The sequence below is a fragment of the Streptomyces profundus genome (genome assembly GCF_020740535.1).
Classification (GTDB): Bacteria; Actinomycetota; Actinomycetes; order Streptomycetales; family Streptomycetaceae; genus Streptomyces; species Streptomyces profundus.
Genome location: NZ_CP082362.1, coordinates 5,929,314 through 5,949,353, shown reverse-complemented (window position 1 = coordinate 5,949,353; position 20,040 = coordinate 5,929,314). Strand labels below are relative to the sequence as shown.

The 20,040-nt window shown below is 73.9% G+C and carries 5 protein-coding genes; 4 read left to right on the top strand and 1 reads right to left on the bottom strand.

What is annotated here, in order from left to right:
• Window positions 1–110 precede the first annotated feature (110 nt).
• The 4 genes from K4G22_RS26035 (at window position 111) to K4G22_RS26020 (ending at window position 4,556) form a co-directional block, all read left to right on the top strand.
• The gene (locus K4G22_RS26035; protein ID WP_228082887.1) at window positions 111–647 is read left to right on the top strand and encodes a PH domain-containing protein; all 537 of its coding nucleotides are present in this window, start codon (window positions 111–113) and stop codon (window positions 645–647) included.
• Window positions 644–2,197 (top strand): PH domain-containing protein, encoded by a 1,554-nt coding sequence (locus K4G22_RS26030; RefSeq protein WP_228082886.1) that lies wholly within the window; start codon window positions 644–646, stop codon window positions 2,195–2,197. The genes K4G22_RS26035 and K4G22_RS26030 overlap by 4 nt, the downstream gene beginning before the upstream one ends.
• Before the next feature lie 123 nt (window positions 2,198–2,320).
• A complete protein-coding gene (locus tag K4G22_RS26025) occupies window positions 2,321–3,088 on the top strand; it encodes a thioesterase II family protein (protein WP_228082885.1) in 768 nt (255 codons plus the stop codon).
• 196 nt (window positions 3,089–3,284) lie between these two features.
• Window positions 3,285–4,556, top strand: a complete 1,272-nt coding sequence (locus K4G22_RS26020; protein ID WP_228082884.1) for an activator-dependent family glycosyltransferase — start codon at window positions 3,285–3,287, stop codon at window positions 4,554–4,556.
• A gap of 79 nt (window positions 4,557–4,635) precedes the next feature.
• Here K4G22_RS26020 and K4G22_RS26015 read toward each other — a convergent pair whose 3' ends face one another.
• Window positions 4,636–20,034: a type I polyketide synthase gene (locus K4G22_RS26015; RefSeq protein WP_425336750.1), complete on the bottom strand. Its 15,399-nt coding sequence runs from the start codon at window positions 20,032–20,034 to the stop codon at window positions 4,636–4,638.
• Window positions 20,035–20,040 lie beyond the last annotated feature (6 nt).

The following is a 20,040-nucleotide window of genomic DNA, read 5'->3' as shown; positions in this document are numbered from 1 at the left end:
CGGCTTCGGCCGTTCCCCGTCGATTCCCGGCTGAAGTCCTCGTCGATCCGTCGCGGTTCTCCGGGGCCAGCCCACGAGCCCACGCCCGTCGAGATTTCCCGGAGCTGATGATGGCCGATTCCGCGACCGACGTTCCTCCCGAACCGTCAGGGGTCGGCGGACCTCTGGTGCTGCGTCCGCCGAGCAGGCGGGTCGACCGCAGGTCGATCGGCTGGTGGACGGTGCAGGCGCTGGTGACGGTGCTGCCGCCGGTGGCGATCCTGTGCCTGCTCGCGGTGTTGATCACGCCGGCCCGCACCTGGCTGCTGCTGCCGGCGGCGCTCATCGGGGGGCCGGGCCTGGTCTATGTCGCGGTGATGCCGTGGTGGCGGTTCCGGGTGCACCGTTGGGAGACCACGTCGGACGCGGTGTTCACCCGGGCCGGCTGGGTGCGGCAGCAGTGGCGGGTCGCGCCGCTGGTGCGGATCCAGACCGTCGACACGGTGCGGGGCCCGTTGCAGCAGTTGTTCGGCCTGTCGACGGTCACGGTGACCACGGCTTCGGCGGCCGGCCCGGTGCGGATCGAGGGGCTCGACCACCGGCTCGCCAGGGATCTGGTCGACGAGCTGACGGAGAAGGCGCAGGCCGACAGCGGGGACGCGACATGACGGGCGGGGACGGCGCGGCTGGGCAGGACGCGACGGCCGAACCGGCCGCCGAGTGGCGGCGGTTGGACACCAGGATCATCCGGGCGGTCGGCGTCTGGGGGCTGCTGCTCGTGGTCGTGACGGTGGCGATCCTGTGGTGGCGCGGCGTGCCCTGGTGGGTGAGCGCCCTGGTGCCGGTGCCGGTGCTCGGCCTGTTGGGCTACGAGACGTTCCGCTGGTTCAAGACCTGGTACCGGGTGACGCCCGAGCACATCGAGTTGAAGACGGGGCTGCTGACCCGCTCGCATCGGTCGATCCCCCGGCAGCGGGTGCGCAGCGTGGATGTGACGGCCAACCCGGTGCACCGGATGCTGGGCATCGCCACGGTCGCGATCGGCACAGGTCACCGGGTGAGCTCCACGAAGAACGCGGTGCTCACGCTGGACGCGCTGCCGGTCGCCGACGCCGAGGCGCTGCGCGCCCGGCTGCTGCGGAACTCGGGCGCGGGCGAGGCGCGTCCGCTGGCGCGGATCGACTGGCGGTGGACGCGGTTCGCCCCGCTGTCGTTCGGCACCCCGCTGCTGGGGCTTGGCGCGCTGGGCTTCACCTACGAGACGTTGGACCTGCTGGGCGCCGATCCCGACAATGTGCTGATCCCCGATCTGATCGACTGGCTCGGCGGCGCCGATCTGCTGTTGGTGATCCCGCTGTTCGTGCTGGGCTACCTGCTGGCCGGCGCCGTCGGGACGCTCGGCTGGTATGTCGAGATGTGGTGGAACTTCCGGCTGGTGCGGGAGGAACACGGCGCGCTGCGGGCCACCCGGGGCCTGTTGGTGACGCGGTCGGCCACCCTGGAGGAGGAGCGGCTGCGGGGTGTGGAGATCGCCGAGCCGCTGCTGCTGCGCTGGGGTGGGGGCGCCTACACCTACGCGGTGGCCACCGGCTCGGGCACGATGGACGAGGAGACCAGCTCGTTCAACACCAGCGCGCTGCTGCCGCCGGCGCCGGTCGCCGAATCGCATCGGGTGGCGGCGATCGCGCTGCGGGAGGACGAGGATCCGACCAGTTCGGTACGGCTGATCCGGCACACCGGGCACGCGCTGCGCCGGCGGCTGCTGTGGACGTTCTGGGTGGGCACCGCGATCGGCGCGGTGCTGGTGCTGTTGGGCGTGCTGCTGACGCCGGTGCTGGCGCATATCGGGTGGATCTCGGCGCTGGCCGTCTATGCGACGGGCGCCCCGTTCGCCGTCGACGGCTACCGCAACCTGGGGCATGGCATCACGGGCCGCTATCTGGTCACGCGGCATGGCAGTCTCAAGCGGCGCACCATCGCGCTCCGTCGGGACGGGGTGATCGGCTGGCAGGTGACGCAGTGGGTGTGGCACCGGAAGTCGGGCCTCTGCCGGCTCACGGCGACGACCGCCGGTGGGCGCGGCGCCTATGACGTGAAGGACGTGCTGCTGGGCGAGGGGCTGCGGTTCGCCGACGAGGCGGTGCCGGAACTGCTGGGACAGTTCCTGGTCAGCGAGGGGCACGGGGGTGCGGAGGGCCCGGGGACGGGTGGGGCGTAGGGGAGGCTAGGGGTTGCCGAGGCGCGGGGGGCTCTGTCAGGTTCGGGCGTCGTAGAACGGTGGTACATCCGTCAGGTGACCGTCGTGGAACCCGTCGAAGTCTCCGAGAGGACACCCACGCAGATGCCTTCCACCAGCGACCGTTGGGTGCGGCGCTACCACCCGGCGCCGGAGGCGCGGACCCGGCTGGTGTGTCTGCCCCATGCCGGCGGGTCGGCGAGCTACTTCCATGGCGTCTCCAAGGCGCTCTCGCCCGCGATCGACGTGCTCGCCGTCCAGTATCCGGGGCGGCAGGACCGCGCCTCGGAGCCCGGTGTGCCGTCGATCGAGGAGTTGGCCGACCAGGTGGTGGCCGCGCTGCGGCCGTGGGCGGACCGGCCTTTGACGCTTTTCGGCCACAGCATGGGGGCCTCGCTCGGGTTCGAGGTGGGGATCCGGCTGGAGGCGGCGGGGGTGCGGCTCACCGCGCTGTTCGCCTCGGGGCGGCGCGCCCCCTCGCGCCACCGGCACGAGACGGTTCACCTGCGGGACGACGAAGGGCTGATCGCCGAGGTCAAGTCGCTGGCCGGCACGGCGTCCTCGCTGCTGGGCGACGAGGAGGTGCTGCGCATGGTGCTCCCCGCGATCCGCAACGACTACCGCGCCGCCGAGACCTACCGGCCGGAGCCGGGGCCGCGGCTGAGCTGCCCCGTGCTGGCGCTGGTCGGCGACCGCGACCCCAAGTGCACCGTGGACGAGGCGAGGTCCTGGGGCGAACACACCGGCGGCGCGTTCGAGTTGCGTGTCTTCCCCGGTGGCGGGCACTTCTACCTCAACGACTCCGTGCCGGCGATCCTCGACCTCATCAGGGAGCGGGCCGACCCGCGGCCGAGCGCCTCGCCCGCCGGCTGACGGCGGCGGCGCCGTTCAACCGAACCGGGTGCCTAGGGGGACGCCTAGGGGTATGCCGGGGTGGCACCCCGACCTAGGCTCGGCCGCGACCAGCGGAGCCCTTACGGAGGGTCTCGGCTCGGCCGCTCCCAGTAGCCGGTGCCCGGCACAGGCCCCAGGCGGACGGCCCCTGTTCACAGCCGAAAGAGGAAACTCGATGCGAGTCCTGTTTGCCACTGTTTCTGAGAACGCGCACCTGTACAACCTGGTGCCGACGGCGTGGGCGGCGCGGGCCGCGGGGCACGAGGTGCGTGTCGCCAGCCATCCGGCCGGCGTCGAGAGCATCGTCCAGGCCGGTCTGCCCGCGGTCGCGGTCGGAGCCGACCACCACCTGTACGAGGTGCTGGCGCAGTACGCGGGGACGGCGACCAAGGAGGAGAACACCTCGGTCGATCCGTACACCCTGCCCGACGAGGCGCTGACCTGGGAGTTCCTTCAGGGCTACTACGGGGCGATGGTCCATGTCGCCTATGGGCTGCTGAACGACCCGATGGTCGACGATCTGGTGGAGTTCGCCCGCGAGTGGCAGCCCGACCTCGTCATCTGGGACACCGTCACCTACGCGGGCCCGGTGGCCGCGCAGATCGTCGGTGCCGCGCACGGGCGGCTGCTGTGGGGGCCCGACGTGTGGTCGCCGATGCGCGACAAGTTCCTGAAGCTCCAGGACGAGCGCCCTGAGGCCGAGCGCTACGACCCGATGAAGGCGTGGCTGGAGCCGATCCTCCAGCGGCACGGCGGCACGTTCGACGAGTCGCTGATCGCCGGCCAGTTCACGCTCCACCACCAGCCGTCGAGCCTGCGCAGGACGGACACCCACACCGTGGACCACGGTGTGCAGTTCGTGCCCTACAACGGGCCCGCCGAGCTGCCCGAGTGGCTGCGCAAGGAGCGCCCGACGCGGCCCCGGGTCTGTCTGACGCTCGGCAAGACCCTCGAACTGGCCGACGACGACTCGTCGTTGGTCTCGATGCTGATCGAGGCGGTCGACGGTCTCGACATCGAGGTGGTCGCCACGCTGAGCGAGACCCAGCGCGCGGCGCTGGGGACGGTGCCGGAGAACGTGCGGCTGGTCGACTACACGGCGCTGCACCTGCTGCTGCCCACCTGCGCCGGGATCATCAGCCACGGCGGCGGCACCACGCTGGTGACGGCGATGCGGTACGCCGTGCCGCAGCTGATCGTGCCGCAGACCGGCATGGGCGAGTGCCTGTACGCGGCGACGAGGCTCCAGGAGTCCGGGGCCGGCCTCTACGAGCTGGCGAACGAGGCGAACGTGGCGAGCCTGCGGGAGAAGCTGACCAGGCTGGTGACCGAGGCGTCGTTCAAGGAGGCGGCCGACGGGCTGCGCCGGGAGATCCTGGCCGAGGCGTCGCCGGCCGAACTGGTGCCGGTGCTGGAGAAGTTGGCCGCCGAGTACCAGCGTTCCTGACCTGGCGCGGGGCCTCCCCCGCACGGCCCGCGTCCCCCGTTCCTCGCCGTGAGGACCGGGGGACGTTCCGCGTGTGGCCTCAGCGGCCCGGGGCCGGCAGCCGCGCCAGCCAGGTGTGGATCGCCTCGGCCGTGGTGCGGGCGTGGTCCTCCAGCATGGTGAAGTGGCCGCCCGGCACGTCGACCGTCTCGTGCGGCAGCTCCCAGTAGGACTGCCACTCCTCGGGCGCCGGCGGCTCCGCGTCCGGGCCCAGCGGGTACTCGGTGGCGCGCAGCAGCAGCGTCGGGGCCTGGATCGGCCGCGGGGTCCAGTAGCCGCCGAACATGCGCAGATACCAGCCCATCGCGGTCAGTCCCAGGCCGTCGAGGTAGCCGAACTCGTCGTCCCGGTCGTTGCCGCCCTGGATCAGTCCGGGGCGGACCCGCTCCACCACGTCGGAGGCGGCGGCCGGGTAGGTGTCCATCAGGATCACGCCGGCCGGCCGGATGCCCTCGCTCTCCAACTGGGCGGCCACGGCGTGCGCCAGCCAGCCGCCGGCAGAGGAGCCGGCGAGCGCGAACGACCCACCGCGCGGGTAGCGTTCCGCGATGGTCTCGGCCTGGAGCCTGGCCAGCGCGGCGACATCCTCGGCCAGCGCCTCGCCCGGCGCGTAGCCGGGGGCGGTCAGCGCCGTCACGTCCCGGTCGGCGACCTCCCGCATCGCCGCGGCGAACCGGAAGTACTGGAACTGGCCGGCCACGGCGCTGATCGACGTCAGGCAGACCAGCGCGGGGCCCTCCGAGCCGGTGGCGAACGTGGTGAGGGCCGGCCGCGCCGACAGTTCGGCGGGCGCGGTGAACGTCGGCCGCACCAGGGAGGCCGACATCAGCAGCCCGGCGGCCTCCTCGAACCTGCCGACGGCGTTGGCGTGCCGGTACATGCCGGCCAGCGAGTCGAGCGAGGTGTCGGCCGCCGGCGGGATGTCGGCGACGGCGCGCAGCAGGTCGCGTGCCTCGTCGAACTTGCCGAGTTCGCAGCCCTGCCGGTAGAGGCCGGCGATGGAGTCGGCGGCGTCGCGCGGGGCCGCCGTCGACGCCGTGTCGCCCTGGCCGGCGTCCAGTTCGGTGGACAGATGGCGCACCAGGGCCGACACCGAGCCGTGGTCGAAGACCATCCGCACGGGCAGCCGCAGTCCCGTCGCCGCGCCCAGCCGGTTGCGGAGTTCGACGGCGGCCAGCGAGTCGACGCCGTACTCGATGAAGCCGCGCTCGGGGTCGATCGGCTCGCCGTCCGTCCGGCCGAGGATGGTGGCCAACTGGCCGAGGACCAGCTCCCGCAGCGTCTCCGCCCGTTCCAGCGGGGCCAACCCGGCGAGCCGTGCGGCGAGATCGCCGGACGACTCGACGGCCGCGCGCCGCTCGGGCGGCACGATCAGGCCGCGCAGCGGCGGCGGCACGAAGCCGGTGGCCACGGCCTGGGCGCGCAGCGCCGGCAGATCGAGCCGCAGCGGCAGCACGACGGGGATGTCGGAACCGATGGCCGCGTCGAAGAGCGCCAGCGACTCCGCCTCGGAGAGGGCGAGGAGCCAGGACCCGTCCGCCGCACCCGCGCCGGGCCCCCAGGCCAGGGCGTGCGCCGGCAGGCCGGCGGCGCGCCGGTGCCGGGCCAGCGCGGCGCAGAAGTCGGCGGTGGCGGCCGGTTGGGCCGGCTCAGGGGCGCCGGGAGCGGCCGACGCGCAGGTGACGAAGAGCGACAGGCCCAGCTCGCTGGTCAACTCGTGGAGCAGCCACGCCTCCTGGCGCGCGGGACGGTCGTCGTCCCCCGCGTCGGGGAGACGCACCACGGCGGTCAGGTCCCCCAGCGGCGCGAGGAGCGCGGCGAGCGCGTCCCGGTCCGCGAGGTCGCAGGACACGGCCCGCGCCTCGGCGCCGAGTTCGGCGAGCGTGGACCGCAGCGCCGCGGTCTCCTCCGCGTGGTGCGCCCCGGGGCCGGCCAGCAGCACCCGGCGGGCGCCATGGGCGGTGACCAGCTGGCGGGTGATCAGCGCGCCGAGGGCGCTCGGCGCGCCGGTGACCAGCACGGTCCCCGTCAGCGGGGCGGGCCCCGCGCCACCGGGCGCGACGGGCGCGAGGCGCGGGACGAGCAGGGTGCCGCCGCGCACGGCGATCTCCGGCTCGTCGGTGGCGAGCGCGGCGGCGAGGGCCGCCGGCGTGGTGTCGTCGTCGATGTCGACGAGGACCAACCGGCCTGGCCGCTCCGCCTGGACGGACCGCAGCGCGCCCCAGACCGCCGCCGCGGCGGGGTCCTGGACGCCGCCGCCGGCGGGCGTGGCCCGCGAGGTGAGGACGGCGAGCCGGGCGTGGGCGAACGACTCGTCATCGAGCCGGTCGAGCCAACGGCGCGCCAGCTCCGGCGCGTGGCGCGGCGCCTCGCTTGGCGCTGAGCCCTCGGCGGCCGGCGCGGCCAGCAGGACCGTCGCGGGCGCCTCGTCGCCCAGGGCGGCGAGTCCGAGCCGTGCGACGGCCGGTGGGACGCCGCCCTCGGTGACGAGCGCCGCGTCCAGCGCGTCCGCCGCGCCCTCGGGGCGTCCCGGCAGCGCGGCCCAGTCCACGGTGTACAGCGGGCCGTGCGGCGCGGCGAGCGGCCGAGGGGGGAAGGGCCCCAGCCGCACGGTGTCCGCCTCGGCGACCGGCCGGCCCTCGGGGTCGGCGAGGACGAGCCGCACGGTGTCGGGGCCGGTCGGCGTCAGCCGCACGCGCAGCGCGCCGGCGCCGACCGCGTACCGCCGCACGCCACGCCACTCGACGGGCGACCTCGGCACGGCGGGCGCGTCAGGCGCGTCGAGGGCCAGCGGGTGCAACGCGGCGTCCAGCAGCGCCGGATGGATGCCGAAGGCCGCCCCATCGGCCGGTGATTCGAGCGCGATCTCGGCGAGCAGGTCGTCGCCGTCGCGCCAGGCCGCCCTGACGCCCTGGAACGCCGGGCCACAGCCGAGGCCGGCGGCGAACAGCCGGTCGTAGAGCCCGGCCACGGGGGTGGCGACGGCGCCGGGCGGCGGCCAGGCCACCAGGTCGAAGGACGGATCCCGCCCCGACCGGCCGAGCACCCCCGTCGCGTGCGGGGTCCACGGCAGGTCGTCGCCTTCCGCCCTGGCGTGGACGCGCAGCTCCCTGCGGCCCGTCGCGTCGGGCGCGGAGACCGTCAGCTGGATGGCGACGCCGCCGCGTTCCGGCAGGACGATCGGCGCCCGCTGGATCAGCTCGTCGACGGTGTCGCAGCCCAGCCCTTGGGCGGCGTGCGCGGCGATCTCCAGCAGCGCGGACGCCGGCACCAGCGCGGTGCCCGACGCGGTGTGGTCGGCGAGCCACGGGTGGGTGTCGCGGGCGAGCCGCCCGGTGAACAGCGCGCCCTCGGTGCCGGCGAGCGCCACCGAGGCGCCCAGCAGCGGGTGTTGGGCCGCGCCGAGGCCGACGGCGGTCATGTCGCCCCTTCCGCCAGCCGCCGGCGTTGGCCAGTAGCGGCGCCGCTGGAAGGCGTAGGTGGGCAGGTCGACGCGGCGGGCGCCGGTGTCGGCGAAGAGGGCCGCCCAGTCCACGTCGGCGCCGGCGACATACAGGGTGGCGACGGCCGTGAGCAGCGTCTCCGCCGCCGGCCTGTCGGGGCGCACCGTGGGTATCGGATCGGGCGGTTGGGGCGCCGCCGGGTCGGCGGCGCCGATCAGGACCAGGGTGCCGGCGCCCTCGGCGCGCAGCCACTCGGTCGCCGCCGCAAGCGCCTCGGCCGGCGGGCGGGCGTCGCTGGCCCACCGCGCCCAGTGGTCGGCGTCCACGTCCGCCGGCAGCCCGGCGACGGGAAGCCGCGCCGGCCGGTGGTGCAGCGACTCGGCGACCGCCTCGAACTCCTTGCGGAGTTGGGCGGCGTCGTCCTCGGCGAGGCCGGCGGTGCCGGCGGCGCGGTGCGCCTCGGCCAGCCGGCCGTGGGCGGCGACCAGCGCGCAGGCGTCGTCCAGGGAGAGGACGTCCGCCACATGGGCCGCCGCGATGGCGCCGATCGCCCGGCCGGCGACCAGTTCGGGGCGCAGCCCCCACGACTCCAGGAGTCGGTGGAGCGCCACCTGTGTGGCGAAGTGCCGGGCCGCACCGGGCTCGGCGTCGGGCGAGGCGAGCCGGAGGCGGTCGCCGACCGCGTCATAGGCGGCGGCATAGGCCGGGAAGGTGCTGTGGAGCCACCCGCCGGGCGCGGGCGACGCATCCCCTGAAGCGTCGGGGCCGTCGGCACCGTCGAAGTCGTCGAAGCCGTCGAAGCCGTCGAAGAAGAAGGCCGGCCGGCCCGTCGGGTCGACCTCGCCGAGCACGGCGCCGCCGTCGAGGACGGTGCGCAGCCCGCGCGTCAGGGAGTCCGGGTCGTGGGCGAGGACGACGGCGCGGTGGTCCAGCGCGGTGCGGGTGGTGGCGGCGGAGAACGCCACGTCGAGCAGCTCGTGGTCGCCGGCCGCGAGCCGGTCGGCCTGCTCGGCCAGCGCCGCCCGGCTCCTGGCCGACAGCGGCACGGGGACCAGCGGCAGCCGCCGCGTCCCCGCCGGCGGGGGCGGCGGCGCCGGCGCCTCCTCGACGATCACATGCGCGTTGGTGCCGCCGATCCCGAACGAGGAGACGGCGAACCGGCGGGCCCGTCCGTCGCCGGCCCACGGCCGGGGCTCGGTGAGGAGGCGGACGCCGCCCTCGTCCCAGTCCACCCGGGGCGTGGGCTCGGCGACATGCAGGGTGCGCGGCAGGGTGTCGTGGCGCATGGCCAGCACCATCTTGATGATGCCGGCGGCGCCGGCGGCGGCCTGGGTGTGCCCGATGTTCGACTTCACGGAGCCCAGCCACAGCGGCTGTTCGACGTCGTGCTCCCGGCCGTAGGTGGCCAACAGCGCCTGGGCCTCGATGGTGTCGCCGAACGCGGTGCCCGTGCCGTGCGCCTCGACGGCGTCGACGTCCCCGGGCAACAGCCCGGCGTCGGCCAACGCGGCCCGGATCACCCGCTGTTGGGCGGGCCCGTTGGGGGCGGTCAGGCCGTTGGATGCGCCGTCCTGGTTGACCGCCGAACCGCGCACCACGGCGAGCACCGGGTGGCCGTTGCGCCGCGCGTCGGAGAGCCGTTCCAGCAGCAGCATCCCGGCGCCCTCGGAGAAGCCCATGCCGTCGGCGGTCGAGGAGAACGCCTTGGAGCGTCCGTCCGGTGCCAGCGCCCGTTGCAGGCTCATCTCGACCAGCACGCCGGGCGCCGCCATCACGGACACGCCGCCCGCGAGCGCCAGCGAGCACTCGCCGTCGCGCAGCGCCCGCGCGGCGAGGTGCAGGGTCACCAGCGACGAGGAGCAGGCGGTGTCGACGGTCAGCGCCGGGCCCTGGAGCCCGAAGGTGTAGGAGACCCGTCCCGAGGCGATGCTGCCCGAGGTGCCGGTGCCGACATAGCCGTCGCCGCCGCTCTCGGACTGCTGGAGCATGGTGGCGTAGTCGTGGTACATCAGGCCGGCGAAGACCCCGGTGTCGCTGCCGCGCAGCGTCGCCGGATCGATGCCCGCGCGTTCGAACGCCTCCCAGGACACTTCGAGCAACAGGCGGTGTTGCGGGTCCATCGCGAGGGCCGCGCGCGGCGAGATGCCGAAGAACTCGGGGTCGAAGTCGGCGACGCCGTCGAGGAATCCCCCGGCCCTGGTGTAGCCGGCGTCGGGCTGCTCGGGGTCGGCGTCGAGGAGCCGGCTGATGTCCCAGCCCCGGTCCTCGGGGAACGGGGTGATGCCGTCGCCGTCGTCGGCGACCAGCCGCCAAAGGTCCTCGGGCGAGGTGACGCCGCCGGGGAAGCGGCAGGACATGGCAACGATCGCGATCGGCTCGTCGTCGGCGGCGGCGGCGACACCGGCCGGGGCGGGGGGCGCGGTGCCCGGGGCGGCGCCCAGGAACTCCTCGATCAGATGGGCGGCGAGCACGTCGGCGGACGGGTAGTCGAAGACGAGGGTCGCCGGCAGCCGCAGACCGGTGGCGTCGGCCAGGCGGTTGCGCAGCTCCACTGCGGTCAGCGAGTCGAACCCGAGGTCGGAGAAGGCGCGTTCCGGCTCGATCGACCGGGCGCTGCCATAGCCGAGGACGGTGGCGACGGTGGCGCGGACGATGTCGAGGACCAACGCGCCTCGGTCGTCCTCGGGCAGCGCGGCCAGGCGTTCGGCCAGGTCACCGGAGACAGGGGTGGCCTCGGCCGCCCGGCGGGTCGGCACCCTGACCAGCCCGCGCAGCACCGGCGGGACGAGACCGCCGGCGGCCCGCGCGGTGAGCGAGGGCAGGTCGAGGCCGATCGGCACCAGCGTGGGCCGGCCGCTGGCGAGCGCCGCGTCGAAGAGGCGAAGGCCCCGTTCGTCGGTGAGCGGCACCACGCCTGAGCGGTTCATCCTGCGGCTGTCAGAGTCGGCCAACTCGCCGGTCATGCCGCCGTTCTGCGCCCACATGCCCCAGGCCAGGGAGGTGCCCGGCAGGCCCTCGGCGCGCCGCAGCTCGGCGAGCGCGTCGAGGAACGCGTTGGCCGCCGCGTAGTTGCCCTGCCCCGGGCTGCCCAGGATGCCGGCGGCCGACGAGTACAGCACGAAGGCGGAGAGTTCGCGTTCCCTGGTCAGCTCGTGCAGATGCCAGGCCGCGTCCACCTTGGGGCGCAGCACGGCGGCCAGTCGCTCCTCGGTGAGCGCGGTGATCACGCCGTCGTCCAGGACACCGGCGGTGTGCACCACGGCGCTCAGGTCGGGGACGGTGGCCAGGAGGGTGGCGAGCGCCTCGCGGTCGGCCGTGTCGCAGGCGACGAACCGGACATCGGCTCCCAACGCGCGCAGTTCGGCGGCCAGTTCGTCCGCGCCGTCGGCGAGCCGACCGCGCCGGCTGACCAGCAGCAGGTCCCGCACGCCGTGCCCGGTGACGAGGTGGGTGGCGACCAGCCGGCCCAACGAGCCCGTCGCGCCCGTCACCAGGACGGTGCCGTCGGCGCGGAACGCCGGCGTCGGGTCGGCCGGCGCGTCGGCGGCCGGGACGCGCACCAGGCGGGGCACGGTGACCGCGCCGTCCCGGACGCGGAGTTGGGGTTCGCCGGTGGCCAGCAGCCGCCCCCAGGGCGGCTCGGTTCCGTCGGTGTCCACCAGCACGAAACGGCCCGGGTTCTCGCTCTGCGCGGAGCGGACCAGACCGGAGACCACCGCGTGCCCGAGTTCGGGCCGGACGGCCAGCAGCAGACGGGAGGAGGCGAACCGCTCCTCGGCCAGCCAGCCGCGCAGCAGACCGAGGGTGGCGGCGGCCAGGTCGTGGGCGTCAGCGACGACGGAGCCGGCGGACGGAGCGGCCGGCACCACGGCGACCGCGACGTCGGGTGTCCCGCGCAGCGTGGTGGGATCGAAGCCGTCGAGCAGCACCGGTTCGTCCGCCGTCGTGGCCTCTCCTGCCGGCGCGTGGACCCAGTCGACCGCGAACAGCGCGTCATGGGCACCGCCGCCGGACCGCAGGGCGTCGGGGGCCAGCGACCGCATCACCAGCGAGTCGACGGTGACCACGGGCAGGCCGGCGGGGTCGGCCGCGCGCAGGGTGATGCCCTGGCCGCCGTTGGGGGTGAAGCGGACCCGCAGCGTCCCGGCACCGGCGGCGTGTAGCCGAACGCCGGTCCAGGCGAAGGGAATGCGGCCCTCGCCGACCCCCATGCCCTGGTCACCGCCGTCGAGCGCCTCCAGTGCCAGGGCGTGCAACGCGGCGTCGAACAGCGCCGGGTGGAGCCCGAAGTGCTTGGCGTCGTCGGCGGGCAGGGCGACCTCGGCGAACACCTCGACACCGGCGCCGGTTTCGCGCCGCCAGGCCGCGCGCAGGCCCTGGAACACGGGACCGTAGGCGAAGCCGAACGCGCCGAGCCGCTCGTAGAGACCGTCGACGGGCAGCGCGGTGGCGTCCGCCGGCGGCCAGCTGCCGAAGTCCTCGACGTCCTGGACGCCGTCTGCGGCACCGGTGGCCAACTGGCCGGTGGCGTGCCGGATCCACGGGCCGTCCGGCGGCCCGTCGTCGGGCCTGGAGTGCACGGCCACGGGGCGCCGCCCCATCGCGTCCGGCTCTCCCACCGTCACCTGGAGCGCCACGCCACCGCGTTCGGGGACGATCAGCGGCGCCTCCAGGGTGAGTTCCTCCAGCCGGTCGCAGCCGACATGGTCGCCGGCGTGCACGGCCAGATCGACGAAGGCCGTTCCGGCGAGCAGCGCCGAGCCGGCCACGGCGTGGTCGGCGAGCCAGGGATGGGTCCGCAGCGAGAGCCGACCGGTGAGGAGGAAGCCGCGCCCGTCGGCGAGGGACACGGAGGCGCCGAGCAGCGGATGGTGGGCGGGCCCGATGCCGGCCGATGTCACATCGCCGACGCCGCCCGACTCGATCCAGTACCGCTCGCGCTGGAAGGCATAGGTCGGCAGGTCGACAGCACGCGCCCCCGTGCCGGCGAAGACCCGCTCCCAGTCGGGGGCGAAGCCGGCGACATACACCCGGCCGAGCGCCTCGACCAGCGCCTCGGCCTCCGGGCGGCTCTTCCGCAGCGCCGGCACGCCATCCGCCATCGCGGAGAGCACCCCGTCGGGGCCGATCTCCAGGAACGTGCCAACGCCCTGTGCGCGCAGCCACTCCAGCGCGTCGTGGAAACGGACGGCCTCCCGGACATGCCGCACCCAGTACTCGGCGTCGACTACCGAAGGCTGCCCGGCGACCGGAATCTCCGCCGGACGGTAGGTGAGCGTCTCCGCGACCGCGCGGAACGCGTCCAGCATCGGGTCCATCAGATGCGAGTGGAACGCGTGGCTGACGGAGAGCCGCTTGTGCTTCCACCGCCCGGCCAACTCCACCACGGCCGCCTCATCACCCGACAGCACCACGGAATCAGGCCCGTTGACGGCGGCGATGTCGATGCCGTCGGTCAGCAGCGGCAGAACCTCGGCCTCCGGGGCCTGGACGGCCACCATCGCGCCACCCTCGGGCAACGCACCCATCAACCGACCCCGAGCCGCCACCAGCACGCAGGCGTCATCCAGCGACAACACCCCCGCCACATGAGCGGCGGCGATCTCACCAATCGAATGCCCCGCCAAGAACTCCGGCCGCACCCCCCACGACTCCACCAACCGGAACAACGCCACCTCAACGGCGAACAACCCCGCCTGAGTGAACTCCGTCCGATTCAACGTCGCCGCGTCATCCCCGAACACCACCTCGCGCAACGGACGCGGCAACTCACCGTCCAGCTGGGCGGCCACCGCGTCGAACGCGTCCGCGAACGCGGGGAACGCCCCATACAACTCCCGCCCCATGCCCAGCCGCTGGCTGCCCTGGCCGGAGAAGAGAAACGCCAGCCGGCCTCGGACGCGGGTGCCGACCCTCGCCGTGGAGCGGCCCTCGGCGAGCGCGGTCAGCTCACCGACCAATTCCTCGCGGTTCGCCACCGCCAGCACCGCACGGTGTTCGAGCGCCGCCCGGGTGGTGGCCAACGAGTAGGCCAGATCGACCAGTTCGACCTCGGGATGGGTCCAGTCCAACAGCCGGGCGGCCTGTGCGCGCAGCGCCTCCGCCGTAGCTCCCGACAGCGGCACCGGGATGACGGGCGGGGCCGTCACCTGGCCGCGTTCGGCCCCGTCGGCCCGCTCGCCCGGGGGCTCCTCCAGGATCACATGCGCGTTGGTGCCGCTGACGCCGAAGGCGGAGACGCCGGACCGGCGCGGCCTCCCGGTCGCCGGCCACTCGACGGCCTCGGTGACCAGCGACACGGCGCCCTCGGCCCAGTCCACCTGCGGGGTGGGCTCGTCGACATGCAGGGTCCTGGGCACCAGGCCGGCCCGCATCGCCAGCACCAGCTTGATGACGCCGGCCACCCCGGCGGCCGTCTGGGTGTGGCCGATGTTGGACTTCACCGAGCCCAGCAGCAGCGGCCGTTCGGGGTCGCGGTCCTGGCCGTAGGTGGCCAGCAGCGCCTGCGCCTCGATCGGGTCACCCAGACGGGTGCCCGTGCCATGCCCCTCCACCACGTCGATATCGGCCGGTGTCAGCCCGGCGTTGGCCAGCGCCTGCCGGATCACCCGCTGCTGCGAAGGGCCGTTGGGCGCGGTCAGCCCGTTGGACGCGCCGTCCTGGTTCACCGCCGAGCCCCGGAGGATCGCCAGCACCGGGTGCCCGTTGCGCTCCGCGTCGGACAGCCGCTCCAACAGGACGACGCCCGCGCCCTCGCCCCACGCGGTGCCGTCGGCCGCACCGGCGAACGCCTTGCACCGGCCGTCGGCGGCCAACCCTCGCTGCCGGGAGAACTCGACAAAGACCCCGGGGTTCGCCAGCACCGCGACACCGCCGGCCAGCGCCATGGAGCACTCGCCCTGCCGCAGCGCCTGGGCGGCCCAGTGCAGCGCCACCAGCGACGAGGAACAGGCGGTGTCCAGGGTGACCGCCGGGCCCTCAAGGCCCAGCAGGTAGGAGATCCGGCCGGAGAGCACGGCGGCGGCACTGCCCGTCAGGAAGTAGCCCTCCGCGCCCTCGGGCACCCGCGTCAGGTTGGTGGCGTAGCCGGAGGACGAGGCGCCGATGAACACCCCGGTCCTGCTGCCTCCCAGCCCGTCCGGCCTGATGCCCGCACGTTCGAACGCCTCCCAGGACGTCTCCAGCAACAGCCGCTGCTGCGGGTCCATCACCAGCGCCTCGCGCGGGCTGATCCCGAAGAAGCCGGCGTCGAAGTCGGCCGCGTTGCCCAGGAACGCCGCCTCGCGGCTGTAACTGGTGCCCGGATGGTCGGGATCGGGATCGTAGAGCGCGTCGGTGTCCCAGCCCCGGTCCTCGGGGAACGGGGTGACGGCGTCGCGGCCCTCGGCGAGCAGCGCCCAGAAGTCCTCGGGCGTCAGCGCGTCGCCGGGGTAGCGGCAGCCCATGCCGACGATGACGATCGGATCGTCGTCGGTGGCGGCGACGGTCGCCGTGGGCCCCGCCGTGGCCGGACCGGTGACGCCGCCGAGGCGCTCGTTCAGAAACGCGGCGACGGCGCCCGGCGTCGGATGGTCGAAGACCAGCGTGGTGGGCAGCTTCAGCCCGCTGTCGGCGGCCAGCCGGTTGCGCATCGAGATGGCCGTCACCGAGTCGAAGCCGATATCGCGGAACGCCCGCCCGGACTCGATCTGCCCCGCCTCGGCGAAGCCGAGCACCGCCGCCGCGTGCTGGCGCACCAACTCCTCAAGGGCGCGCAGCCGTTCGGCGTCGGCCAGGCCCGCCAGGCGGTCGGCGAACGAGGTGTCTCCGGACGCCGTGCCGGACGCGTCCGGGTCGGCGAGCGCGGCCCGCACCTCGGGCAGCTCGTCGAGCAGCGGACGGGGCCGGCTCGCCGTGAAGGCGGTGGCGAACCTGGACCAGTCCATATCGGTCACGGAGAGCAATGTCTCGTCGAGGTCGAGCGCCTGCTGGAGCGCGGCCACGGCCAACTCCGGGGCCATCGGCACCAGCCCACGGCGCCGCAGGTGCTGCTCGGCGTCGCCGTCGGACGCCATGCCGCCCTCGCTCCAGGCACCCCAGGCGATGGAGGTCGCGGACAGCCCACGTTGCCGCCGACGCTCGGCGAAGGCGTCCAGATAGGCGTTCGCCGCCCCATAGGCGCCCTGTCCGGCGCCGCCCCACACGCCGGCGTTGGACGAGAACAGCACGAAGGCGTCCAGCGGCTCGGCGCCGGGAGCCCCGTCCAGCAGCTCGTCCAGGTTGTTGGTGCCGGCCACCTTGGCGGCCAGCACATCGGACAGCAGCGCGGGGTCGGTGTCGATCAGCGGCACCAGGGGCGCCGTGCCCGCGGCGTGCATCACGGTGCGCACGGGGCCGCCCGCCTCGGCGAGGCCGTTCAGCAGGGCGGCGAGGGCCGCGCGGTCGGCGACGTCACAGGCGGCGACGGTGACCCGCGCGCCCAATGCGCGCAGCTCGGCGGCGAGTTCCGCGGCGCCGGGCGCGTCCTCGCCCCGGCGGCTGGTGAGCACCAGATGCTCGGCGCCCCGCCCGGCCAGCCAGCGGGCGACCTGCGCGCCCACCCCGCCCACACCGCCGGTGACGAGCACCGTGCCCTGTGGCGTCCAGTCACGGGGCGCCGGTGCCTCGGGCGCCGGCGCGTGCACCAGCCGGCGGGCGAAGATCCCGGACGGGCGGACGGCCAGCTGGTCCTCGGCGTCGATCCCGGCGAACACCCGGGCCAGCCGCGCCACGCCTCGGTCATCGAGAACGGCCGGCAGGTCCACCAGGCCGCCCCACCGCTCCGGGTGCTCCAGGCCGACGACGCGGCCGAGCCCCCACAGCAGGGACTGCTCGGCGTCGGCCAGCGGGTCGGAACGGCCGATGGAGACGCCCCCTCGGGTCACGAGCCACAGCGGGCACTCCAGGCCCGAGGCGACCATCTCCCGGACGAGGTCAAGCGTGCCGTCGAGATCCAGCGCCGCGACCACTCCGGCGACGGGCCCGCCCGCCTCGACGACCGAAGCGGCCACGCCCGGCACGTTCTCGGGCTCGGCCCCGTGCTCGCGCAGCGCCCGCAGCACCGGATCCACCGACTCGGACGAGTCGCCGACCACCAGCCAGCGGCCGGACAGCTCAGCGCGCGCCGGTTCGCCCACCGGCCGCCACACCACGCGGTAGCGCCAGGAGTCCACCGTCGACTTCTCCACCCGGTCCCGACGCCAGGAGGTCAGCACCGCCCTGGCCGAGTCGTCGAGCGCGATCTCGCCGCTCTCGACGGCGGCCCAGAACGCCATATCGCCCTGCCCCTCGGGCAGCGGCGCGGCCGACGCGGCACTCAACTCGGGCCAGTAGTCCTGCCGTTGGAACGGGTAGGTCGGCAGCTCGACCCGCCGTCCGGAGAGGCCCCAGTCCACGTCCACGCCGTTGACGAACGCTTCACCGAGGGAGAGCAGCATCCGCTCCATACCACCCTGGTCACGCCGCAACGTGCCCAACACCACCGCCTCCGCGCCCGCCTCCTCCACCGTCTCCCGCAGACCAACGCCAAGGACCGGGTGGGCGGACACCTCGACAAACGTGCTGAACCCATCAGCGAGCAGCGCCTTCGTGGCGCCCTGGAAGTCGACCGTGTTCCGCAGATTCTCGAACCAGTACGCCGCGTTCAACCCCGCCGTATCGATCAGCCCGCCCGTCAGCGCCGAATAGAACGGCACCCGACCGGACTGCGGGGATACCGGCGCCAGCACATCGAGCAGCTCGTCCCGGATCACCTCCACCTGCGCGGAGTGCGAGGCATAGTCCACGGCAATACGACGAGACCGCTCAACCGACCCCAACACCGCTTCCAGACCGGCCACTTCACCGGCCACCACCACCGAGTTCGGGCCGTTCACCGCCGCAACCGACACACCCACCGGCAGATCAAGGTCCCCCACCGGAAGCGGCACCGACACCATCCCACCACCACCGGCGAGCCGGCCAGCGATCAACCGCGACCGCAACGCCACCACCCGCGCACCATCCCCAAGAGACAACCCACCCGCCACCACCGCAGCCGCGATCTCCCCCTGCGAATGACCCACCACCGCAGACGGCACCACACCAAACGACTCCCACACCCGCGCCAACGACACCATCACCGCCCACAACACCGGCTGCACCACATCAACCCGCGACAACAACCCCTCATCCCCCAGAGCCACTTCAAGATCCCACTCCACAAAGGGCCTCAGCGCCTCGCCACACGCCAGCATCGACTCCCGGAACACCGGAGACGACTCCCACAACCCCGCCGCCATCCCCAACCACTGCGAACCCTGACCAGGGAAAACCATCACCACACCACCACCGGAAGCACCCACCGCGGAACCCGACACCACCGAAGCCGCCGGCACACCCGAAGCCAACGCCGCCAACCCCGCACGATCCCCGCCCACCACCACGGCCCGATGCTCGAACACCGAACGACCCACCAACGAGAACGCCACATCGGCAACATCAGCGTCCACCGACGCCAACCGACCAGCAGCCTCCCGCACCGCACCCACCGAACGCCCCGACAACACCCACGGCACCACACCCACGGACCGCGACACCGCAACCTCAACAGCCTCCGGCGCCTCCTCCACAATCACATGCGCGTTCGTCCCACTGATGCCGAAGGACGACACACCCGCCCGCCGCACGCCGTCCGACTCCCAGGGGCGGCTCTCCGCCAGGAGGGAGACGGTGCCGGGAGACCAGTCGACCTGGTGCGAGGGCTCGTCCAGGTGCAGCGTCCTGGGAAGCACCCGGTGCCGCAGCGCCATCACCATCTTGATCACACCCGCGACACCGGCGGCGGCCTGGGTGTGACCGATGTTGGACTTCACCGAGCCCAACCACAGAGGGCGCTGGGGATCGCGGCCCTTGCCGTAGGTGGCCAGCAGCGCCTGCGCCTCGATCGGGTCACCAAGACGGGTGCCCGTGCCATGCGCCTCCACCGCGTCCACATCCGATGTGGTGAGCCCGGCCGCCGTCAACGCCTGCCGGATCACCCGCTGTTGGGAAGGACCGTTCGGCGCCGTCAGACCGCTGGACGCGCCGTCCTGGTTCACCGCCGAACCGCGCACCACCGCAAGCACCGGATGCCCGTTGCGCCGCGCGTCCGACAACCGCTCCAGCACGAGCATCCCCGCGCCCTCGGAGAAGCTGGTGCCGTCGGCCGCCTCGGCGAACGGCTTGCACCGCCCATCAGCCGCCAACCCCCGCTGCCGCGAGAACTGCACAAACACACCCGGCGTCGGCATCACCGTCGCACCGCCGGCCAGCGCCAGCGAACACTCGCCCCGGCGCAGGGCGTTGGCGGCCAGATGCAGGGTGACCAACGACGACGAACAGGCGGTGTCAACGGTCACCGCCGGGCCCTCAAGGCCGAACGTGTAGGAAATGCGACCGGATGCGACGCTGTTCGAAGTGCCGGTGGCGATAAACGACTCGGAACCTTCCGGCACATCCATCAGCAGCGACGAGTAGTCCTGGTACATGACGCCGACGAAGACGCCGGTGCGTGAGCCCCGCACCCGGTGCGGAGCGATGCCGCCGCGTTCCAGGGCCTCCCAGGCCGTCTCCAGCAGCAGCCGCTGCTGCGGGTCCATCACCAGCGCCTCGTTCGGGGAGATCCCGAAGAACGCCGGGTCGAAGCCGGCGAGCCCGCTGATGAACCCGGCCTCCCACGCCTGCTCGGCGGCTGGCAGATCGGGGTCGGGGCCACCGAGCGCGTCCAGGTCCCAGCCCCGGTCGGTCGGGAACGGGGCGATCCCGTCACCGTCGGAGGCGACGAGCGACCACAGCTCGTCCGGGGAGGTCACGCCACCAGGGAACCGGCAGCTCATCCCCACGATGGCGATCGGCTCCCGGTCGGCGCTCTCGACTTCGCGGAGCTGCTGGCGCGTCTGCGCCAGATCCGTGGTGACCCGCTTCAGATAGTCGCGAAGCTTGGCTTCGTTGCCCATCAAACTTCT